The sequence below is a fragment of the Mucilaginibacter yixingensis genome, from assembly GCF_041080815.1.
Taxonomy (GTDB): Bacteria; Bacteroidota; Bacteroidia; order Sphingobacteriales; family Sphingobacteriaceae; genus Mucilaginibacter; species Mucilaginibacter yixingensis.
In genome coordinates this window covers 1841121-1863905 of the sequence record NZ_CP160205.1, presented here as the reverse complement: position 1 = coordinate 1863905, position 22785 = coordinate 1841121, and the positions used below count along the sequence as shown (strand labels likewise).

15 protein-coding genes and 1 tRNA gene are annotated in these 22785 nt (G+C 41.8%); 11 read left to right on the top strand and 5 right to left on the bottom strand.

Features of this window, described 5'->3' with window-relative positions:
* Positions 1–45 precede the first annotated feature (45 nt).
* Positions 46–2430: a hypothetical protein gene (locus ABZR88_RS07450; RefSeq protein WP_107828050.1), complete on the top strand. Its 2385-nt coding sequence runs from the start codon at positions 46–48 to the stop codon at positions 2428–2430.
* 220 nt (positions 2431–2650) lie between these two features.
* Here the strand turns inward: ABZR88_RS07450 and ABZR88_RS07445 are convergent, their stop codons facing one another.
* A complete protein-coding gene (locus ABZR88_RS07445) occupies positions 2651–3811 on the bottom strand; it encodes a tyrosine-type recombinase/integrase (protein WP_170113572.1) in 1161 nt (386 codons plus the stop codon).
* Positions 3812–3965: 154 nt separating this feature from the next.
* On the opposite strand from ABZR88_RS07445, the gene ABZR88_RS07440 reads away from it, so the two are divergent.
* Positions 3966–4038, top strand: a tRNA-Lys gene (locus ABZR88_RS07440).
* 41 nt (positions 4039–4079) lie between these two features.
* On the opposite strand, the gene ABZR88_RS07435 is transcribed toward ABZR88_RS07440, so the two are convergent.
* Positions 4080–4589: a hypothetical protein gene (locus ABZR88_RS07435; protein ID WP_107828052.1), complete on the bottom strand. Its 510-nt coding sequence runs from the start codon at positions 4587–4589 to the stop codon at positions 4080–4082.
* A 387-nt stretch (positions 4590–4976) separates the two neighbouring features.
* Between ABZR88_RS07435 and ABZR88_RS07430 the strand changes: the two genes are divergently transcribed.
* The 7 genes from ABZR88_RS07430 to ABZR88_RS07400 all read left to right on the top strand — a co-directional run bounded on the left by ABZR88_RS07430 (position 4977) and on the right by ABZR88_RS07400 (position 13602).
* Entirely contained in the window at positions 4977–6272 is a 1296-nt protein-coding gene (locus ABZR88_RS07430) for a chloride channel protein (RefSeq protein ID WP_107828053.1), read from the top strand.
* A 379-nt stretch (positions 6273–6651) separates the two neighbouring features.
* Positions 6652–7248, top strand: coding sequence for a TlpA disulfide reductase family protein (locus tag ABZR88_RS07425; RefSeq protein ID WP_107828054.1), 597 nt, complete (start codon positions 6652–6654; stop codon positions 7246–7248).
* Between the two features lie 83 nt (positions 7249–7331).
* Complete coding sequence (locus tag ABZR88_RS07420; RefSeq protein WP_107828459.1) at positions 7332–7895, top strand: thioredoxin family protein; 564 nt, start codon at positions 7332–7334, stop codon at positions 7893–7895.
* A 4-nt stretch (positions 7896–7899) separates the two neighbouring features.
* Positions 7900–8385 carry a GNAT family N-acetyltransferase gene (locus ABZR88_RS07415; RefSeq protein ID WP_107828055.1) on the top strand — a complete coding sequence of 162 codons (486 nt, stop codon included), beginning with the start codon at positions 7900–7902 and terminating at the stop codon, positions 8383–8385.
* 230 nt (positions 8386–8615) lie between these two features.
* A complete protein-coding gene (locus ABZR88_RS07410) occupies positions 8616–11336 on the top strand; it encodes a TonB-dependent receptor (protein ID WP_107828056.1) in 2721 nt (906 codons plus the stop codon).
* Between the two features lie 13 nt (positions 11337–11349).
* The gene (locus tag ABZR88_RS07405) at positions 11350–12558 is read left to right on the top strand and encodes a right-handed parallel beta-helix repeat-containing protein (protein WP_170113573.1); all 1209 of its coding nucleotides are present in this window, start codon (positions 11350–11352) and stop codon (positions 12556–12558) included.
* Positions 12559–12588: 30 nt separating this feature from the next.
* On the top strand, positions 12589–13602 hold the full coding sequence (locus ABZR88_RS07400; protein WP_107828058.1) for a YncE family protein: 1014 nt from the start codon (positions 12589–12591) through the stop codon (positions 13600–13602).
* 70 nt (positions 13603–13672) lie between these two features.
* Here ABZR88_RS07400 and ABZR88_RS07395 read toward each other — a convergent pair whose 3' ends face one another.
* Positions 13673–14269 (bottom strand): TetR/AcrR family transcriptional regulator, encoded by a 597-nt coding sequence (locus ABZR88_RS07395; protein ID WP_107828059.1) that lies wholly within the window; start codon positions 14267–14269, stop codon positions 13673–13675.
* A 252-nt stretch (positions 14270–14521) separates the two neighbouring features.
* On the opposite strand from ABZR88_RS07395, the gene ABZR88_RS07390 reads away from it, so the two are divergent.
* Positions 14522–17383, top strand: coding sequence for a TonB-dependent receptor (locus ABZR88_RS07390; protein WP_107828060.1), 2862 nt, complete (start codon positions 14522–14524; stop codon positions 17381–17383).
* A gap of 13 nt (positions 17384–17396) precedes the next feature.
* Positions 17397–18821 carry a hypothetical protein gene (locus tag ABZR88_RS07385; protein ID WP_107828061.1) on the top strand — a complete coding sequence of 475 codons (1425 nt, stop codon included), beginning with the start codon at positions 17397–17399 and terminating at the stop codon, positions 18819–18821.
* Between the two features lie 290 nt (positions 18822–19111).
* On the opposite strand, the gene ABZR88_RS07380 is transcribed toward ABZR88_RS07385, so the two are convergent.
* Together ABZR88_RS07380 and ABZR88_RS07375 are read right to left on the bottom strand one after the other, a co-directional pair.
* On the bottom strand, positions 19112–19972 hold the full coding sequence (locus ABZR88_RS07380; protein ID WP_107828062.1) for a hypothetical protein: 861 nt from the start codon (positions 19970–19972) through the stop codon (positions 19112–19114).
* Positions 19973–20187: 215 nt separating this feature from the next.
* On the bottom strand, positions 20188–22662 hold the full coding sequence (locus tag ABZR88_RS07375; RefSeq protein WP_369434708.1) for a TonB-dependent receptor: 2475 nt from the start codon (positions 22660–22662) through the stop codon (positions 20188–20190).
* Positions 22663–22785 lie beyond the last annotated feature (123 nt).

The following is a 22785-nucleotide window of genomic DNA, read 5'->3' as shown; positions in this document are numbered from 1 at the left end:
CTTCTTCAAGAAGTATTAAAGAGAACTTACAGCGATTTATGAAAAGTGGACTTAATTTACTCCAAGAGTGAACATTCCTTTCACATCAAACCTACCGATAAAGAGATAGCTAAACTAGAATTCTCGTATTGTAAAACATCGGAGGAAGAATTAATTAAACGTATTGAGCGGGGATTTCCATTTACCGCCCAAGTGTATGAGGGCAAACGTCATACAAATAATTTTATAGCACAAACTATTTTTGCGCTGGATTTTGACGGGGGCTTAACCCTAGCCGAAGCGGATGATATTTGCCGGGATTTTGGGTTGAACTATTTGTTTGGCTACTATACCTATCGTCATACCGAAACTAAACCAAGATTTCGTTTGGTGTTTGTTTGCGATGGTGAAGTAAGGGATGCTGACCTTGCATCGGATATTTACAAGGTGTTAACGTTGATTTTCAACAGCAAAAACGACACTGGATGTTTGGATTTGGCAAGAGTGTGGTCAGGTACCAACAAGGAAATATTTCCGGGAACAGCTGGTTCAACTTTTAACCCTACCGATTTGTTTAAAATTGCTAACGAACTCAAATACTCGTTAGCCGGGGGGAGAAAAAGAAAACTATTCAATCCTGATAAAATTAAAAATAAGGGGAATAGTGTTAATTCTATACAATATACTTATAGGATTACTGATATTCCCTCTTTTTTCGACGAATCTAAGAAAGGTGGCAAATTAATAGATAATTGGAAACTGGAAGACCTGTTTCAATGCAAGCTATTTAAAGTCTTTTTCGAGGGCAATGGTACGCCTGAATTAAAATGTAAACTTACGGACAGAGAGCTTCTTTGTATGGCTTCAAACCTGATGGGACTTCTCGGCGGGGATAAACTATACAAAGAATGCTTGTCTAAAAATCCAAAATACGCAAAAGAGAAGTATTATAAGATTTCGTGGTTACGTAATCAAAACAGTTGGAATACTTGTCTGATTGGTAATTATTCTCCATTTAAAGAAGACCAAGACAATCCAGACCAAACGTTCCCTGAGATATTGAAGAAACGGGGAAGGGTTGATATTGACCCGACGTATAAACATGATATACTTACATTGCAAGATGCCGAAGCAAAGCTATTCATGGAAAATGAGCGGGTGCGCACTGCTAAGAACAATAAGGTGTATTTAATTATGGTACCGCCGGGGCTTGGCAAAACATCGTATTGGCGAAATCAAAAAGGTGTCGTAATAGGCTTTCCAAATAACAAGCTTAAAGATGAACATTATGCCGCATCCGTATTAGGAGAGCACGAAAAAGTAGTTACCCCGGAAGCTTTGGCTAATTTTAGCGCCCCAGTAAAGGAGTGTCTCAACAAGCTATATCAAAAAGGATTAGGTGAAGTCGCCAGCTTCTTGATTAAAGATTTGGCAAAAGGAAACCCCATTTTAGCTGATGGTATAAAGAATAAACAAATAAGTAATATAGATTCCGGTTCAACCGTCTTTACAACGCATTCAAGGATGCTGTATCAATCTTTTGGTCAGGATACTTATGTTTTTGATGAAAATACTTTTGGTTCATTGTTTGAACAGCTAAAAACTACTATACAAGATGTTTCAATGGTGATAAATCATTTGAAGATTAGGGGCATTAACACCGATGCTTGGGAAGATATTTTAAATATTAAAGATTCAGGCGTACATAGCACCCCTAACTTTGGAAACATCCACTTTATCCTAAAAGAAATTGTGCGGGGAAATCATTTCAATAGCAATGTGCTGAAGTTTTTTCAATCGTCCAGCTTCTTAATAGAAGACGGTTACATACACTATCAGGTTAACCACTTGTCAAAATTGCCATCAAATAAAAAACTTATTTTTTTAGATGCTACAGCTTCTATCTCTTTACTTGAAAAAGTGTTTGGTGATAGGTTGGAAATAATAAATATATCTGACATAGAGCTACAGGGGAAGATTATACAGGATACGTCTAGAAGCTGTTCAAAAAGCGGACTGGATAAATATCATGAAACGGTATCGGCTATAGTTGGCGATTCACCAGTAATAACATTAAATGACTACAAGAAATATTTCAAGAATCCGGTTGATACATTACATTTTGGCAATGCTATTGGTTCAAATAAACTGGAAGGAAAAGACTTTTGTGTTGTCGGTACCATGATGTATCATCCGATGTATTACAGGTTCTTGGCAGACACGCTAATGATTGAATGCGATAATTTTGAAACGAAAAATCTACAGGTGTCATATAAAGGGCGACGGTTTTGGTTTAAAACATTTACTCACCCTGAAATGCAGAAATTGCATTTGGAACAGGTTGAGGGAGAATTATTGCAGTGTGTGCATAGGGGGCGTTTGATACGAACTAATTCAACTGTACGGCTGTTCTCAAATTTCCCATTACTCCAAGCAATTTACATTCACTAACACTACTGAAAAGCCCCATCGGAAAATTTAACTACTGATGGGGTTTTTCTTTTAAAAAATTGGATAAAAAAAATTTTGAAGAACCTGCAAATTCAAGGAATGAAATTGAAATTTTAAAATTCGAACTTTTAAAATCAAAAAACTGGTCGGGTTCAGAAACGCCCTCACATCCCCCCTTTGCCCAAGGGACCGGTGTTTCCCATACTAGGATACCCCTCAGTTAAGCTAATTCCAACACTGGCAATAGATCCTTTAGCTGTCGGCTGTTCATTTCTCCCAATCCACGTAAGTATTTCAAAGTAACAACCATAGTAGAATGTCCCATCAACTGTTGCACTATGTGGACATCCTTAGTCCGATTGTAAACATCTACCGCCGCACTATGGCGAAACGAATAGATTGTTTGCTCAGGTTGCAGCAAACCCCTTTTTATCATGATTGGCCTAAGCCGTGTCCAAATAAGGTTGAAGTAGTATTCATTGTACCCGCCACGTTTTAAGCTAAAAATGTTTGCCTCCGGGTCGACAACTGTAGATAAACGCTCACGTATGATATTTTGCAAGTAATCAGGTATGCCGACAACCCGGACACGGGCGCTCTTGTTTTCGGAGCCAGATAATGATACAATTGAATAGTCTTCTGAAAAGTGTTTTAATTTAAGTACCCTGATTTCCCGGTGCGGACGCAGTAGGCAGCTATAAGATAACAGGCAGCACAAATACAAATCTGCATTTGCAGTTTTGAGGTATTGCAGGATATTAGTGAGTTGTTCTTTGGTATAAGTTTTATGTAGCGCTGCCTTGACTTTTAGTCGGGGGGCCGCCTTGCTAAGATTGGTATCGGTGTATTTTCTCCTGATAAACTCCGAAAAGAAAACCCCTAACAACCGTCTGGTACTCATATAATAGGTACTGGTTGACTTATATTGGTTGAGAAACGCTTCAACACGTTCTTGAGCTAAAGTGCCTATATCGGATGCTCTTTCCGCTTTAGTAAGAAAAGTAAGAAACCTATATACAAGTGATTGCAGTTGCCTATGATACATTATACTCAATGGAGTAAGTAGCTTATCTGCTTCAACCTCTTTAAACGCCTGCTCTACCGACTTTAAAACGGGCGCAGACTTTACTTTTGGGACAATAGGCTGACTACTTGTTTGAGTGACGCAAGAATCAAAGGCTTTGTAAACTTCATAGAGAAGCTTACTTAATTGACGATTACGTTCAGCAATGGTGCCAGCACGATTGGGGTGTATATCAACATTTATGGCGTTCCCGTTGTATAAACGATATCTAACACCATCTAAATAATACAAAATGTAAGAGCGATTTTTAAGGCTTTTGCTAGCAACAATTTTAGGTTCAATGTCAAAAACAGGCATAAACTGACGCATTAAATGACGCACTTTTTGCCTGACGCACTAAAGAAGCTAATTTTTAATACTTTGGAGATTGGGTATTTTTTTGAAAAAAGCGCCTATATAGCTCAAATTCCTTATATTGCCCTCCCCTTCTTAATCGGGGAATTTTTAACCAGACTCCGTAGCTCAGTTGGTAGAGCAAATGACTCTTAATCATTGGGTCGAGAGTTCGAGCCTCTCCGGGGTCACACTGAAAAAGCACAGTAGTACTGATTATTACTGTGCTTTTTTATCTGATTACTTTATCATGCCATCCGGGCGCAACATAACTTGGTATTTGAGTTAGCTTTACTTTCGAATCCATCAATCTGATTACCAGCAATTTAAAATCATATGCTAAATTATCTGTCGACCAGTCAAAATAATAAGGTGTGTAAATTAACATCGGCCCTTCCTCGACATTTATAGAATGAATGTTTGATTTTAATATCCAAAGAGTTGATAAATAAGTTCCCGTTTTTTTTCCAATTAAATTTTTGGAAAGATTGTGCTTTTTAGTAATTGAGACAAATTTCAAATTTTCGGAATAAATTAAAAACCAATCAGTTCCGTCTTCATCAATAATATCTTTGAACTGTATCGATGAAATTTCTTTCCAATAGTATTTTTCACTTTCAGCAATAAATTCTGAGGCCGGAATGTTTAAACTGTCCTCTAACCATTTATCAATTTTTTCACTTAATAAATTATCTCCTTTTGATTTTAAATAAAGTGCTCTGCTGATAAGGTCTATTGACATCTTGAGTATAGAGTTTGCTTCTTTAAATCTACAATTTTCTTACGATCTTCAATAAAAGAGTTCGATATCCGTACCTTATCAGCCACAAGAAAAAGCCTTTTAGATACATCTAAGAGGCTTTTTTGCTTTTATTGCATGTCATTATTGGCATGGAATACTTGGTATCATCCTCTGCTTCATCAATGTCGTCAGTACTATTATTTCCAGGCTCTGTACCTACATTTTACTAACCGACGGTAGCATCTTCGCCATCAGGGCAGTCATCCTTGCTAACTTATTCTCTATTATTAAATTAAGGTAAAGGTTGCAAACAAAATTATAGCGCCGTACTTTTGCGCAATCAACGTGTAGGGCTTAATCCTGCTATGCTGAAAGAAACATTATAGAATGCGTAAATTAATTATCAGGATAAACTATTTTAAATTAATCCTTAGTTCTGTTATTATCGGCTTACTGGCAACAACGCTGGCTATTTCATTAAAAAAGATCACTGAAATTTTCGAAGAATCTGTATTTGCCAAGATTGAGTCTCATCCATTATACTTTGTAATTCTTCCATCGGTAGGCATAACCATTATATACTTTACAAGAAAATACCTCTTTAAGGGAAAGCAAAATAAGGGTATTAAAGAAATCTTCCATACGCTTGAAAATAAACGGGATGAACTGCCTGCCTACAAGATACCGTCTCATTATATTAATGGCTTTTTAACTGTCATTTTTGGAGGTTCTACAGGTGTCGAGGTTTCTACGGTTGTTGCCGCTGCCGCAATTGGCGCATCGGCACATCAAAAAGAAAGTATTGCCAATGCTTATAAAGAAGAATTGGTTTGCGCAGGAGTGGCTGCAGGGGTGGCTGGCTTATTTGGAAGTCCGATTGTTGGGCTGCTGTTTGCCATAGAAGTCATTTCCCGTAAGGTGAAAAGAACTGTTTTATTAAGCACCTCAGTTGCCGTTTTAATATCCTGGATTGTAAGCTATTTTCTGGATGGCGGCAAACTGTTTAACTTCCATATTACCCATTGGAATGTAAAGGCCATACCTTTTATAGTGATATTAAGCTTTACTACAGGCATAGCTGCGGTATATTTTACCAAAAGTGTTATTATCATTAAGGAAAAGTTTAGCCTGATTGAAAATAATTTTCTTCGCGTCAATATCGGTGCCATTGTAGTTGGTACAGCTATATTTTTCTTCCCACAATTATTTGGAGATAGCTACCACGCAGTTCCTGAATTATTAACGCAAGCAAGTGGCGGGATGCATTTTTCTACCGGCCTGGCTACTACTTTGCTACTGCTGGTTATTCTGAAGCCACTGGTAGCCTCGTTAACATTGGGTGCAGGAGGAGACGGCGGGGTGTTTGCACCAAGTATTGTTGCCGGCGCTTTTTTAGGAATGCTGGTTGCAGGATTATGCAATCGATACTTTCATACCAACCTTGATGTAATGAATTTTGCGTTGATGGGAGCTGCCGGAATGTTAAGTGCGGCGATACACGCCCCATGGACAGCCTTATTTCTTGCCTGTAGCGTTGTAAACGGAGGCTTTGTATTATTTGTCCCTATTTTAGTGAGCACTTTTATAGCCAAGCAAACCGCTAAAACCATATTTGGTTATACTGTCTACACATATAAACCAGGCAAAGCAAAGCTGTCTTTCCTTCATTTACGACACAGGTAAGTAAAACGCGATATTCAGTTCAAAACGCACTTTTTAACAGAAAGTGCGTTTTTTTTTATTTTACAAACTTGAGCAAGGGGCCGACACTTAGATTCAAAAACCCTTTTCGCCGGGGCTCCTGATTGCACAGATAGCCAGCATCTTACGTAACCGATAAAACCTGCGGCAGCGCTCTACCCTCTCGCCATTGACCCACATCAAAACCATGGCGATAAGCAGGCTGACGAACAATTTCTAGAAACGCTTAACAATGCTATTTACGCTCAGCTGAATAATGTTGATTTTGATGTAGACCTGTTAACGCAGGACCGCCCCAATTTTTAACCTTGCAATAGCAATACCTGCAATATGTTCTATTTTTGTCTGTTAACCAGCAACCATGACTAATAACGCCAATAAAAAGTTCAGCCAGATTGTCCGTCAAAACATCGGGACAATTATGATGGTGGCACTCGCAGCGTTGTTATTATTCAGTCCTGACTGTAAGGCCTGGGTGTTGCGCCAACTGCTACGCACCGGTCTGTTTAACGCACATCTAAGTGCAACTACTGCAGACACCAATGTTGTCCAAAATTTCAGCATTAGCCTAAAAAATGGCAATACGGTTAATATTGCTTCACTGCACGGCAAAGTTATTTTCCTGAACTTTTGGGCCTCCTGGTGCCCACCTTGCAGGGCAGAATTTCCGGGCATTGCTCAACTTTACAATCGTTTTAAAAACGACGGTCGGGTGGTGTTCTTGTTCATTGATGAAGACAATGATATAAACGCGGGAGAGCAGTTTCTGAGGCAGGAAAAATATGATCTGCCGCTGGCTAGAAGAGATGGCAAAATCCCTGCAACCGTTTATAATGGTTCCCTACCAACTACTGCTATTATTGATAAGACTGGTAAACTCAGGTTTAACCATGAAGGTTTCGCCGGCTACAATTCGCCTGAATTTATCAATCAACTTAATCAGCTTATTAAAGAATAAGAGATGTGTCAGCCCGTATTTGAACGTGTACTTAAGGGTGATGTAAAATATTGCATATGTTATCAACCTCACTAAACTATAACATGAACTACCAGGAATACCAACAGCTTTTTGTAGATATCCAGCACAACGAAAACCCACAGTATCCGTATGACGATCCCCAATACCGGCATTATACCAAAATGAACCAGGCGCGGATGTCACGCTGGGACAAACAACTGAAGCCGAATGAGGCTTTAGCCACCATTATCAGCAAGATAAATAATGTGCAGCATTGGATCATTATTACCGAGCCCTGGTGCGGAGATGCGGCACATACATTACCCTTGATGATTGGCTTAGCAGAAATAAATGAAAAGATTACATATGATATTCAATTACGTGATAGCGAGCCTTTTTTGATCAACAATTATCTGACAGGTACTTCTAAAAGCATTCCCAAACTCATCGTCCGCAATGAGCGTGGGGATGATCTGTTCAATTGGGGACCAAGGCCCCAGCCAGCACAGGCACTGTTCAATCAACTTAAAGCTGAAGGAGTTGATCATGACGTAATTACCAGCGCTTTGCAGCAATGGTACAATCAGGACAAAGGCGCCTCCTTCAATGAGGAAATGATGGCATTGTTCACCTTAAATCAATTTTAATGAGATGGAAAATCTTAGAAATGCTGCACTGAACGATCTGAGTGCCATCTCTGCCATTGAAAACGTTTGCTTTCCACCGAACGAGGCGGCTTCCGTATTATCTTTCACTAAGCGATTACAGATCTACCCACAACACTTTTGGTTATTGGAAATAGATGGCCAGTTGGTTGGCTATGTAAACGGCATGGTAACCAATCAACCAACCATCAGCGACGAATTATTTAGCAACGCCGCCCTACATGATGAACTAGGTGAATGGCAAAGCATATTTGGTATTGCGGTTGCCCCTGGGTACCGTAATCAGGGCTATGCCAGCCAACTAATGAGGCATCTGATTATTAAGGCAAAAGAAGAAAAACGTAAAGGTGTCATCCTTACCTGCAAATCCCATCTCATTACATATTACCAGCGCTTCGGATTTACTGACATGGGCGTATCTCAATCCGTACATGGCGGCGAAGTATGGCATGATATGACCTTAACTTTTTAATCTTAAAAGCAGACACTAAATATAGGGCAGCAACATGCCTAAACCGGTGCAGCCCGGCCATCACTTACCGTTAATCTCCTGTTAAATTAAACACAGTCAAAAGTTCCCAACAAGCAACAGGCCTCGTCTCTTATTAAGTTTTGATTATCAATTAATTAACATCAAAACTATAGCTTAAAATTTCAGAATTTCTACAGATTTCATGCGGTGTTTTATCCCAAAAATCCCCCATGAAGAAAACATTCTACCTGCTTACATTCTTGCTTATTATTACATCCTATTCCTTTGGCCAGAAATTGGTTTTAAAGGGACAGGTTGTTGATGCCAAGACCAAAGAGCCGCTAAGCGGCGCCTATGTGCATTTTGACGACAAAAAAGGCGGCGCCATTACAGACCAGTTTGGCTACTACAGCATTAGCAGCGCTTCTGCTGGCGACTACAAACTAAAAGTTAAATACGTAGGTTATGCTGACTATGAAGAAAAAATACACCTGTCGGGCAACCAGGTGCTGAACATCAAACTTTCAGAAAAGGCAGAATCACTCAAACAAGTTCGGATTTATGGCGGCACTAACCAAGAATCTGAAGCATCTTCACGCCGTGCAGAAAAAAATGCAGATAACATTACCAACGTTTTATCAGCACAGGCTATGCAACGATCGCCAGATATCAATGCGGCCAACGTTCTGGCGCGCGTATCTGGTGTAACTATTCAGCACAACAGCGGCTCTGACGACGCTTATGGTATTATAAGGGGTTTAGAGCCACGCTATAATAACACATTAATCAACGGTGTAAAAGTAACCAGCCCAGATCCGGTATCACGTTTCATTTCCCTGAGCATCGTTCCGTCAGACCTGCTGGAAAAGATCCAGGTAAGTAAATCATTAACGCCGGAGATGGAAGGCGACGCTATTGGCGGTACGGTTAATCTTGTTTTTAAAGACGCGCCAGACTACGAATATTTTAAAGCCAACGGTTCCATCGGCTACAGCGGCTTGTTCTTCAATCGTAAATATGACGATTTTAATCATGGAGCCGTGCAGAGCCAAAGTCCGGTACAAAGGTTTGGTCCTTCTTACCTGGCTACACCTGGCTATTTTTCACGTGCTAATTTAGATTTCACTCAAAAAAATGCCCCCCCAACTGCATTGTTGGGTTTCACATACGGTCGCCGTTTCTTTAATAACAAGTTGGGCTTTATTGTTGGCGACAGCTACCAAAACCAGTTTTATGGCGACAACTCACAGTTTAACAACGCGCAGGTGGATACCCGCCCGGGAAAAGGCTTTCAGCCCGTTATTTCTGATGTAGCTAACCGCACCTACTCTACTCAGCAATTAAACAACGGCTTGTCGGCCCATTTAGATTATAAATTTGATAATGCCAACAAGATCAGCCTTGATAATGTATTTCTTTATACGCGCACCGCGCAAAGCCGTTTAAGTATTGATACCTCTATTTTGGGTGGCAACGGCGGCCGTGTTGGCCCTGGTACCGGTACCGTATTTAACGATAACCGTTCTACTATCCAGAATGAATATGTAGAAAATTTGAAACTATCGGGCAAGCATTTGCTAACTCAGCATTTTATGTTTGATTGGGCAGGTGTTTATTCTAATGCCACGCAAGTAGCGCCAGATAGAGCCGATATTACCTATAACCATTTGGTTAATCCAGACTTTAGCAGTACACCTAATTATTTCGATAATGTATCTCGCATCTGGCAAAAAAATGGCAATAAGGATTTAAGCGCCATGGGCAATCTGGGTTACAAAACCGGTCTTGGTGACGATAACTCATTAGAATTAAAAGTTGGCGGATTGTACCGTCACAGCACGCGTTATAACACTCAAAATGAGTACTCACTACGCCCTACGGCAACAGCAAACGGGGTAAAAAGTCCATTTACCGACATTTACGCTGCCGACTGGGTGGTTTATGACGTAACTGGTTCACTGGCCAGCGACAAGGCCAACTATACCGCTTATGAAAACATCACTGCCGGCTATGGCGAATTTAAGCTGACCCTTAACCAGTTAGATGTAGTTGGTGGTGTGCGTATAGAAGGAACTGAACAGGGCTATGACACCCACCCTGTGGTGCTTGATACCAGAAGCAACGCAAAGAAAACCTATACCGATCTTTTACCAAGCTTACAGTTAAAATACAAGCTAAGCGAGACGTCAAACCTGAGAGCTTCTTACTTTAAATCTATTTCGCGCCCGGCACTGTATGAATTGGTACCAACCCCAACACTTGGCGAAAGCACAGACGTAACCGGTAACCCTTTGGTACAACATACCGTGGCTGATAATTATGATTTGCGCTATGAGTTGTTTCCACGCAAAGAAGAGCAATTCTTTATTGGTGGTTTCTACAAGAATATCGTAAACCCTATAGAGTTTGCGTTAAATGACTCTAACAACGGTCAATTAAACACTTCGCCGCAAAACTTTGGTACCGCTAAAGTTGCCGGTGCCGAGGTGGTTTATAGCAAGTATTTTGGAGACCTGGGCATATCAGGTAACTATACTTATACCTATTCAAACATCAGCACCACTAAAATCTACACCTCAACAGATGCCAACGGTGTAACCACATCGGTTCCAAAACTACAAAGCAGACAATTGCAGGGACAAACCGGAAATGTGGTGAATCTATCATTGCTCTATAAAAATGATAAGCAAAGAGCGTTCGTGCAACTGGCCTACACTTACCTGGGCCGCACGCTGGCTTTGGTGTACAGTAATTATGGTTATGACTATTATCAGCAACCACAATCGCTGCTGGCGCTTTCTGCGGAGAAACAGGTGAGCAAGCATTTCACCCTAACAACAAAGATTAATAATATTCTGAATACCCCTACAACGGTGATGATTAATGATCTGATCCAATCTAAAGACATTTATAACGTGAGTTTCAATATTGGTTTCCGCTATGCACTTTAACTCAAACAAAACCATGAAATTAAGATACATCTATACCCTGGCAACTGGTTTACTGCTGGCTGCAACATTCAGCGCTTGTCAAAAAGCAGAAGTAACTACGTTTGATAAAATTAAAATCCCAGCATCAAGTCCAATAGCACCAGGCAATATCAGCGGCTTTGTAAAGGGCACATTGGTAACCGGTCAAACCTATACCATTACCGCCGACATCACCATAAAAAAAGGCGATACCCTGTCCGCTCAACCAGGCGCTACCGTCATTGTTAAAAACAACGCACAAATTACCGTGCAAGGCGTATTGCAGCTAATCGGCTCTAAAGATCAGCCTATCTCTTTCAACTCAGACAGCAACAAACCGGGTACATGGGGCGGTTTGCAGTGCGATACTGCACAAGCCATCACCGTAAAATGGACCCACATTGATAACACCGGCGGCCCTGACGCATCAGGCTCTGCACGTGGTACGCTTAAAGTAAAAGCTGCAATTAAGGTAGATATTGAAGACTCATGGTTTACCAACGGACAGGACGATTTGATGGCTATCAGTAACGGTGCAAATGTTACCATTTTAAGAAACACCATCAGCTCATCAGGCAGTACCGATGGCGAGGGCATCAACCTGAAAACAGGTGTTACCGGTACTGTTGCTTATAACGTAATCTTTAGTCAGGCAGGTTCGGGCGTTAAGTTGGAAACCAGCTCCAGCAAGCCATTCCCTCAAACCGAGGTGAACGTTTATAATAATACCTTTGTGGCTATCGGTTGGCGCAGAGGCTCGGCAGAACCCGGCAGAGCCGTATCGGTAGGCGTTAATGCCATTGGCCATATTTACAATAACATCATTGTAAACTGTTACCACGGCATAGAGCTGTTTACAGATGGCGATATCCCGCACACTACTTATGGCAATAACTTGTTTTATGCAACCGTTGATACTTATGCAGATTTGGTAGACCCATCGCAAAAGATCAATATTCGCAGCAATTTTTATCCGGCTGGCGCTTTGGGCACCCCGCAACCTACAGATCTGATCTCTAAAAAGATAGGCGACAAAGATCCGCTGTTTGTTCGTACCGATGGCACCGTGGCAGCACCAAACGGCTATCCTAACACTAATGATTATCACCTGCAAACCGGATCACCAGCGTTTAGCGCGGGTAACCCGAAGTATAACCTTGATATGGGTGCTTACACATCAGACAACAAAGGCAATCAACATTAATTCAAAGTGTTAACTTTATAAAATACTGATATGAAAAAAATATTTTGCTCCTTTTTAAGCCTGGCTTTTTGCGGCGCCATTAGCTCAACAGCTTTTGCACAAGGCTCTCAATACACGCTGGTAAAAACAATTCCGCTACAGGGCGACGGTGGAAATGACTATGCATACGTCGATCAGGCTAACCATCGTTTATACGCCTCGCACGGCCAGGCTGTCAACGTAGTTGATCTGGAAAGCGGAAAAGAAGTTGGCGTTATAGCCGACATGAAGGGCACACACGGCATAGCCATAGCCAATGATCTGAACCGTGGCTTTATTAGCGATGGTAAAGGAAACGCCGTTATTGCTTTTGATATTAAAACCTTAAAGGTTATTAAAACCATCCCGGTTAGCGGCGAGGGTCCGGATGCTATTATTTATGATCCTGCTTCCAAAAAAATCTTCACTTTTGAGGGACATAGCAGCTCTATAGCCGTTGTTGATCCACAAAGTTTGACGCAAGTAGGCTCAATAGCACCAGGTGGCGCACCTGAGTTTGCAGTTGCCGATGGCAAAGGCTTGATCTATAACAATCTGGAAGATAAAAGCCGTTTAGCGGTTATTGATACCAAAACACTAAAGCTGGTGAAAACCCTGCCACTTGATCCATGCGGCGGCCCAACCGGCCTGGCGCTTGATAAAGCCAACGGCAGACTGTTTACAGTTTGTCGCGAAAACAAAGGCATGAGCGTTATTGATGTTGCTACAGGCAAAATAGTTCAAACTTTACCTATCGGTGCCGGGGTTGATGCCGTAGTGTATGATGCTGTTAACAAATTAGTCATTGCCTCTAACGGTGATGGCACCGCCAGCGTATATAAACAAAACAATGCTGATAGCTACACGCTGATGCAAACCCTGACTACCCAGCCACGTGCCAAAACCATGGCGCTGGATGCCGATACCCATCAAATCTATTTCCCGGTGTCAGATTATCAGAAAGGTACCAAAACTCAGGTGGCAGGCACTTTCAAATTATTGGTTTATCAGTTAAAAAACAATTAAAACTGATACTTACCAGCTATAAGAAAGGCCTCCCAGTTTCTGAGAGGCCTTTCTTATAGTTCTAAAACTATCACCCCATATAATCAATCTGGCACTCTGTTATCCTGGCGGCCGCGGTATCCAATAATTGATTGCAGAGATCAGCATTCTGTGTTGTTTTACCAAAAAAAACAGCCCCTTCAATAAGTGCAATAAACTCAAGCGCCATCTTTTCCGGATCAACTTCTGGTTTGATCTCTCCGCTGCTAATACCGTTGCTGATAAGTGTGGCAATAAGTTGCGACCATTGGATAAGCGCTCCGGCAGCCTGAGCACGCAACTCTTCATTGGTATCATCGGCCTCGGTAGCTGCATTTAATATAGGGCAACCGCCATCAACCAGCAGCTGTGCACCTGGCCGGTGCGCATCAATATGTGCCGTAAGTTTACCCAGAGCGGTTGGCCTGTCGTCAGCCAGTTGGTTAATGATCCGTAACTTTTCTGTTAGGTTATAGGCCAAAATTACCTTGGCCATTTGTCCCCTATTCTCAAAATAGCCGTAAAGCGTGGCTTTAGTTTTATGTGCGGCCGTCTCTATTTCAGGAATAGAAACATGCTGATAGCCTTTTGTATTAAAAACAGAGGCGCAATCTTCAATGATTTGCTGACGGATAGCTCTTCTGGTCATAGGCACGCAATATCAAAACCGATATTGTAGAAATCCTGAAATTTTGGCTAACAGGAAGAACATTTATTAAAGTTTTATACCTCGATGCCTAACCTAAAACGGATAAAAAAAGGCAAATCCAACCGTAGCAACTTGAATACGCCCGCCAGTGTTACCACAATATTACCATTGCGTTATCTAATACCAATTACCTGTTTTTTTACAGATTTTCTCCAACTTTCACCCGGTTTCTTGTGAAAATTTTTACTTGTCATGAAGAAACCCCTACTTAAATTAACCGCTAAAACGGTTAAAGCAGCCGGGCATTCCCCCAAAATGTTATTGCTGCTATTGTTTATGATGTGCCTCACGGCCCTGGCCCATGCTCAGGCTATCCGCGGCAAAGTGTTTGACGCCCAAACCGGCGAGCCTCTTGTTGGCGCAACCGTAACCTTAAAACATGCAGATCAGGTTATGTACGCCTCTGCCCGCCTTGATGGTTCATTCGGCTTTAAAAACCTTAAAGATGGCCAATATGAACTGAGCTCAAAATATATCGGTTATGAGGCATCAGCAGTTAAAACCATCAGCTTAACAGGCAAAACAACTACCACAGCTAACCTGGTTCTGAAAACACTGTCTACCCAAATGAATGAGGTGACCATTTCTGCCCACGGTAATGCTGAAAGCGACGGCGCCGTACGGACCCTTGAAAAGGCAGCACCAAACGTAATGAACGTTTTATCTGCCAATACCATCCAATTGTTGCCGGATGTTACTGTGGCCAACACCCTTCAACGCGTAAGCGGCGTTACCATTCAGCGTTCGCCAAGCGGCGAAGGCCGTTATGCCATTATCCGTGGTATGGCACAGCGTTATAACAACACGCTGGTTAATGGCATTAAAATACCAAGCCCTGATGATGCTTTCCGCTTTGTACCGATGGACGTTTTCCCGTCAGAAATGCTGGAACGTCTGGAAGTTATTAAAACCCTTACCCCAAGCATGGAAGGTGATGCCATTGGCGGTACCATGAACCTGGTAATGAAAAGCGCGCCAGATCATCTGGTAATAAGTGCTAACCTTTCAGGTGGTATGTCAAACTTATTTTCTGGCAGCCGTCCGTTTGTAGCCTTTAACGGTTCACCTAACAGGCAATCGCCGGCAATGGTTAACGGACTTAACTATGCGGCCACCTATGCAGACTTTAACAACAAGGCACTAACCAGCGATAAAAACCTCAACGCGCCTTTCAACAGCACCGCAGGTTTAACCATTGGCGATCGCTTTTTGAACAACAAACTGGGTGTTATTGTATCTGGCAGTTATCAGAACATCTACAGGGGTTCTGACTCTAAAGAACTTACTCCTAACGCGCAGCCGTCTGCAACTCCACTACCTAACTCGCCTCAGTTCTCTGACGCGTACGATCGTACTTATTCTATTCAAACCCAACGCCTGGGCCTGCACAATAAGATCGACTATAAGATTAACGATAAAAACAAACTATCGTTGTATAACCTGTACATTCACCAGAATGAGTATACCTCGCGTTATACATCAGATACCCTTGGTCTGGGCTTAAACTCAACCAACCTGAGCAAACAGATCACTTTCGAGAATCGCAGCCAGCTTATTCAGCAAAATATCTACAACAGTACCCTGCATGGCGACCATGTTATTACCAACAATCTGCGTTTCAACTGGGATGGTGTGTATTCCAGCGCTAGCCGCCACATGCCAGATCGTACCGATTTCCAATACGATGCCAACAAATCATTAAATGCTTCTGGTGCGGTAACTAACGAGGTTGACAACAACACCCAACTTACCCACCACTGGGAGAATAACCGCGACCGCGATCTGTCGGCCTACGGTAACTTTATTTACAACCCAACTATTGGCGGACAGGTTATTGAGATTACTGTAGGTGGTTTGTATCGCAACAAAAACCGCAATTCCGACTATATCACCTATTCACTGACCGGTGGTAAATCTTTGCTTTATAATAACAATTTCAACTCCATTCCATTCTCATTCGAGAACGCTGGTATGGGTATTGGCGCCAATAACTCAGACCTGAACGATAACTATACGCTTACAGAGAATGACAACGCCGAATATGGTCAGTTAAAATTCAACTTGCTGAAGAAACTGGAAGTGCTGGGTGGTGTACGTATAGAAAACACCAATCTGAGTTATGAAACACAGTCGGCCTTAACAGTTACAGAGCGCAGCGCTAACATTAGCTATACCGATGTATTGCCAAGCGTGAACCTGAAGTATGAGTTGACTCCGAATCAAAACCTGCGCGCTGCTTATTATGCAGCACTGAGCCGTCCTGGTTTTGGCGAGAACGCACCTTATACACGCGATGGTGAGTACTATACCGAAATAGGTAACCCTCACTTGCAACACAGTACGGCCGACAATTTGGATTTGCGTTATGAGCTTTTCCCGGGCGGAGCAGACCAGTTATTGATTGGTACCTTCTATAAAAAGATCCACAATCCGATTGAGTACTTCGTAGTTCGCGGTGCAGGTCCGAGTGCCCAGTTTGTAAAACCGCAAAACACTGATGGCGATGCAACCAATTATGGTGCAGAATTGCAGGCTACCAAGTTTTTCGGAACTATAGGTTTCTCGGTTAACTATACCTACACCCACTCGCGCATTACAACACAAAAACTGTTGTATTATAGCGACCCGACTGCCGGCTTACAACAGAATTTTGTTGATCAAACCCGTCCGCTGCAAGGCCAGGCAGACCACGTAGGCAATGCTTCATTGTTGTACAAGAGTTCAAAACTCGGCCTTGATATGCAATTAGCCTTTGTTTACACAGGCGATAGACTGGCGCAGGTATCACCTTATGCTAACCTTGATTTTTACCAGCACGCTTATGATCAGCTTGATTTTTCGTTCGAGAAACGCATCAACAAACATTTCTCTTTCTTCGGCAAGATCAATAATATCACCAACGCCGCTTCAAAAATCTACCTAAAATATCCACACACCAGTCTTGACGCCAAACAGCAAGAATTTATTGGTAACCAGGATATTGCAGCCCAAACACTGGTACAAAGCGACTATTATAAAACCTCTTTCTTAGGTGGTTTCCGTTACAAACTTTAAGCTCTGATAAAAGATGAAAAAATATTTAATACCCATGATCCTGATCGCCCTGGCTGCCTCATTTTCAGGCTGCCGGAAGTGGAAAGGCCAACATTCTGATGTTTATAACTATACCCCGCCTGCGGCTAACCCTATTAGCGATAAAGCCCCCCTTTCATGCGGTGGCGGTAGCACCGTGGTAGCGGTAAAGGGCACCATGCTAACCGGCAAAACCTATAATGTTAACGATGGTTGCGATATTGTGATCAACGCTACAGATACCCTGCTGATGCAGCCAGGCGTTACCCTTAATATGGGTGCCCGCAGCAGCCTTATTGTATTGGGTACCCTGGTAAGTAATGGCTCAAAAGATCAACCAAACAGGATCACTGCTCCTAACCTGGTAAAAAAGGATGCACCTGGCGCCGTTACCATTGCTCAAGACTCTGCTTATGCCGGTCACTGGAAAGGCATTATTGGCGGCCCCAACTGTAACCTGATGGTATTACGTTGGACCCACGTAGAGTATGCTGGTTTTACCGAAGGTACTACAACCGCAAACCTGGCTAGTGCAGGTTCTGGCAACCAATACAGCATTTTGTTTGCCAACTACAAGGGCAACTTTATTATGGAAGACTCATGGCTGTATGGTGGTGTGGATGACCCGATCCGTATCTCGGCCGGTAAAGTGGCCTTCTTCCGCAATACGTTTGAGAAAAACGGTATCCACGGTGGCGACTGTGTGAACGTAAAAGGTGGTACTACTGGTACTATGGCTTATAACCTGTTTATTGGTACAGCAACCAACGGCCAAAAAGCTTCTAATAAAGGTCAGGCAACAGGTGCGCCACAAACCAATATTGTAATGTATAACAACACCTTCATCAGCGGTGGTTACCGTCAGGTGCAAAGCGGTCGTGGTGGCTGTATTAACTATGAGGAAGGCGCAGCCGGTATGTATTACAATAACGTAGCAGTTAACTGTAAATTTGGTTACCGTGTAGTAGGCAGCCCAATAGCTGACATTGCGCACATGAGTTATGGCAACAACTTCCAGTATGCCGACTCGTTGGTGGTGGCTAACCAGTTTTATCCAACCGGTTACATCACCCAGCCACAGCCTACCGATATTCCATCAATCACCACTTCGGCTAAATACCTGCCTGCCACTTACAAACCTGGCGATATCTATGACGGAACAGACGTAGTACAGAAAAACAACCCGATGTTTGTTAACTTCCCATTACCTACATCAGGTCACGCATTGGCAGATTATGCGGCGGTTTATACCTACAACTTCCATATCCAGGCTAATTCGCCGCTAATTGGCAAAGGTAATACCACCATCAAACCTTTGATTGTGGTTCCGATAGACCCAATCTATGGATTGTCTGAAGCCACTCAACCGGGAGCCGACTTGGGTTGCTACCAATTGAATGGTGTGGGCAACAAACATTAATTAGATAACACAACTGATATTAAAAAGGGCAGCTAATTAGCTGCCCTTTTTAGTTTAAAATACCCGCACGAAACTACTCATCCAACATTGGCCAGTTATAGAAGATTCTGGGACAGATTCATAACGGCACACCCAATTTTCGGAACAATTATACACATGGCAATCAGAATAATTGGCAGCAATCTGAAGGATACAAAAAAGCCATCCTGGGTGAAGGATGGCTTTTTACTTTAAAATAAGGAATTGACATCAAGTTAGGACAAAACCATTTCCTTCTTTTTATAGCTGAACTAATTCTTGTCTTTTAAATAAACAATATTTTTAGAAGGCATATCGACAAAAAAAGATTTATCATTAGAATAATCGTAATCTCTCTCAATAATTAATGGAGTTCTTTGTCTAAAGAGTGTTACGTTAAAACTATATAAAAGCCTTCTATTTTTCCAATGGACATCAAACCAAAATCTCGTTTTGTTAAATTGTCCTTTAATTGAGCGTTGGTAAAAAGGTCTATAACCATTTCCGGGTACAATGATATCTTTAAAAATTAAGCCATCCGACCCTAATGGGTCAGTATACATAACATTAACATTTGCTTGGTAAGTTCCGGTGTTTATAATTGAAATCACAAGAGTGGAATCCGACTCTTCTATATAAGGGCGATTGATTATAATAAACGAGTTATCTGCAGTAGCCTCTTTTAATATTTTATCAGTTTTAGTTTTAATATTTCTCTGAACTGTATCGAACGCCCTATTAAGGGAAAGTATTTGAGATGCTGTATCAATCTGTTTTGAAAGTAAATTGATTGAGCTTTGTTGTAATTTCAGTATGTCGGTACTACGAGTTAAAACTTTCTTTGTACTGTCTAATGATATGTTTTGATTGCTGATTATAAATGTTGCTTTATCAAAATTTTTCTTTAATAAATCTTTATAAAGTGAATCATTATAATTTGCTTTTACCGAATTTTTAACTGAGTCACGATTAGATGAACAAGTGCTAATAAAACTTATCAAGGCTCCTATAATCGAGCATAATAAAAAATTAAATCTAAACCTTTCAGCTTCATTTTTTTTATAAGTTAAATACGCAGGGATTATAACAAAGAAGCTTCCTAAAGCTAATAAAATAATTTGCCCTAATTCCATTAGTATGTGGTTTATAGAAATCTTGAATCTATTTAGATTTTTGTACTTGAAGTAATAGGATAGGTGAGTTAAATAGCGTTAACAAATATAAGAATCAGTCGGTAAATAAGCTAACATTTTTAGTATTAAATATTGATAATTTTATCTAGCCCGTATTTATAAATATGACCTGAATAATTTGAGAAAAAACCATCAGCAGAATATGCCGTAGCAGACTATCTGCCGTTATCTGGCGGTAATACTTGCTGGTTGTTATTATTGTTATTGTTTTCGTCTTTATTCTTAAACTCCAGTTTACCAAATTTGTAGCTCAACGTAATACCAAACGAGCGGTAAGGCACCTGGCGCAGGTTAGCTTGTGTAAAGTTAGTACCGGATGTAGTGGCGGTCTGGCTAACATATTGCGCAAAAGGATTAGCCGCTGTTAAACCGATGCTGGCCTTCTTGTTCATGAACTGTTTACGCATCGCTATGTTATAGAACCCGAAGCCCGGACGGGTACCCTGCAAGTTCTTCTGGTTTGAATTATAATTGCCAAACACCTCGGCCAAAAGGTCTGCCGGAAACTGGTAACTGGCGTTGAGGTTAACACGATAAGCAAAACCGGTTACACTGGGCAAGCTGGGCGAGCTGTTGGTACGTTCGCCAAGTTGCACGTTAGAACGAAATACAAATTTACCTGCCGGAACCGAGCCAAACAAGTTTAAACCCACACCTGTTTGCTTGCCAATATTATCGCGCTGGGTAAGCGTTACATTACTGTAAGGAGTACCGCCAATGTTTAGTGTTGAATAAAAAGTGCTGAACGCCTGAATATCATCAGTATTACTGCGATAAAAGGCCGATGCCATAAAATTACTACCGTCTTTGAAAGACTTATTATAGCCAAGCTCGTAGTTATGACCAATTTCGGGCTTCAGATAAGGGTTACCACTGCTGATGTTATGCGGGTCACTGATGTTATAGAACGGGTTCAGATCGCCATAATCAGGTCGTTCTATACGGTATGTATAGGCAAACTTAATAGCCTGCGTTTTGTCCAGCTTGTGCGATAACACAAACGATGGCGCCCAGGTGCTATAGTCGGGGATATTTACGCCTTGAAAACCTGCTGTGGTATTGGTGCGCTCATAACGCAAGCCGGCCTTCCCATCAAAGAAGTTGAATAGTTTGAAAGTTCCAGACAGATACGCCGCATAAACGTTACGGCTATAGTTAAAGCCATAAGTTTGGAACGAGTTGTTAATATAGCTACCGCTATTTAATAAGGTATCAGTGATGACATTATTACTCAGCGATTCAAAAGTTACCTTAGCGCCGGTTTCCAGGATAAAGTTATCGCTGAAAGGATCGGTATAATCCAATGACAGTTGTGTTTCGTGCTCATTCCCCGGGTTATTACTGATGGCACCTTGCGACGGGTTACCGCCATTCAGGTAATTTTGCTGCTGCATGGCATAAGAACTGTGCTTACCATAGCTAGACGTATATAGTAGTTCCAGCTCACGCCCGTCTTTTTTAAAGGTCTTTTTATAATCCAGACTCCAGTCTGTAGAGGTTGATCCTGAATTGCTTGCAGAATTGCGTAAACTAAGCAGATTATTGAACAATGCCCCAGATGGCGACAGCATTTGCTGTTGCTGGTTAATCAAACCATCCCCGCTATTGCTAAAATGATCCATCCCAACGGCACCGGTCAGATTATCATATTTGGTAATATCCCATTGAAAGTTCAGGCCACTCTCATATCCCTGGCGTTTAAAGCCACCATAACCACTTTGCATCAGCGTAGTGACGGTGTCCTGGCTCTTATTAACAGACCGACGATTGTTATCAGTATAACTGCGTGTGTTTAATTGCTCATTACCGCTAAAAAACATGCCGGCGCCGAAGCTATTTTTTCGTACGTTGAGGTTAACCGAACCGTTTTCTAAACGTGTACCTGCAGAAAGATTAACCGAGCCGTTCATACCCTGCATCTTATTATCTTTCAGCACGATGTTAATGATACCTCCGGTGCCCGAAGCATCGTACTTTGCACCCGGACTGGTAATTACCTCAATGCTCTTTATCTGGCTGGCTGGAATAGATTGCAACGCATCAGCCAAACTGGAACCGAAAATACTGGACGGTTTGCCGTTAATAAGAAAACGGATAGACGGGCTACCCTGCAACTCCACATTACCGTCAATATCAACGCTTATTTGCGGCACTTTCTTCAACACGTCAATAGCAACACCTCCTTGTGCGGTCAAATCATTGGCGGTGTTATACACCATCTTGTCAATCTTATTTTCTACAATTGGGGCATTTGCCGTTACCGTTACACCTTTAAGCGCTGTCTGACTTGCCGCCAGTTTGATGGTACCAAGGCTGGCACCGCCGTTTTTCACAACTACTTTATCAATGGTTTGGCGCTGGTAGCCCAAAAAATCAACAGTAACTTTGTATGTACCCTCTGGCAGGTTATTTACCGAGAAATTGCCTTTTTTATCTGTACTAATACCGTTAAAAGGACTTGCAGCTCCTTGTTTGTATACGCTGATGGTGGCGTAATCAACCGGCGCACTACTTGCCGCATCAACCACCTTCCCTGAAATCTTCCCTTTTCCCCCTTGAGCAAATGAGGTTAAATTACTTCCTGATAAGATCATCAGGCATATGATAAAGTTCTTATAAAATTGCTTCATGGCACGAAGGTGCCTGACAATTCTGAATAAAACTTGGATGTATATTTTCACCCCGGGCTGTAATCTCCCTCGAAGGGTCGATAAAACTGTGCAAATCTGCGATATGACAGTCAACATTGATCG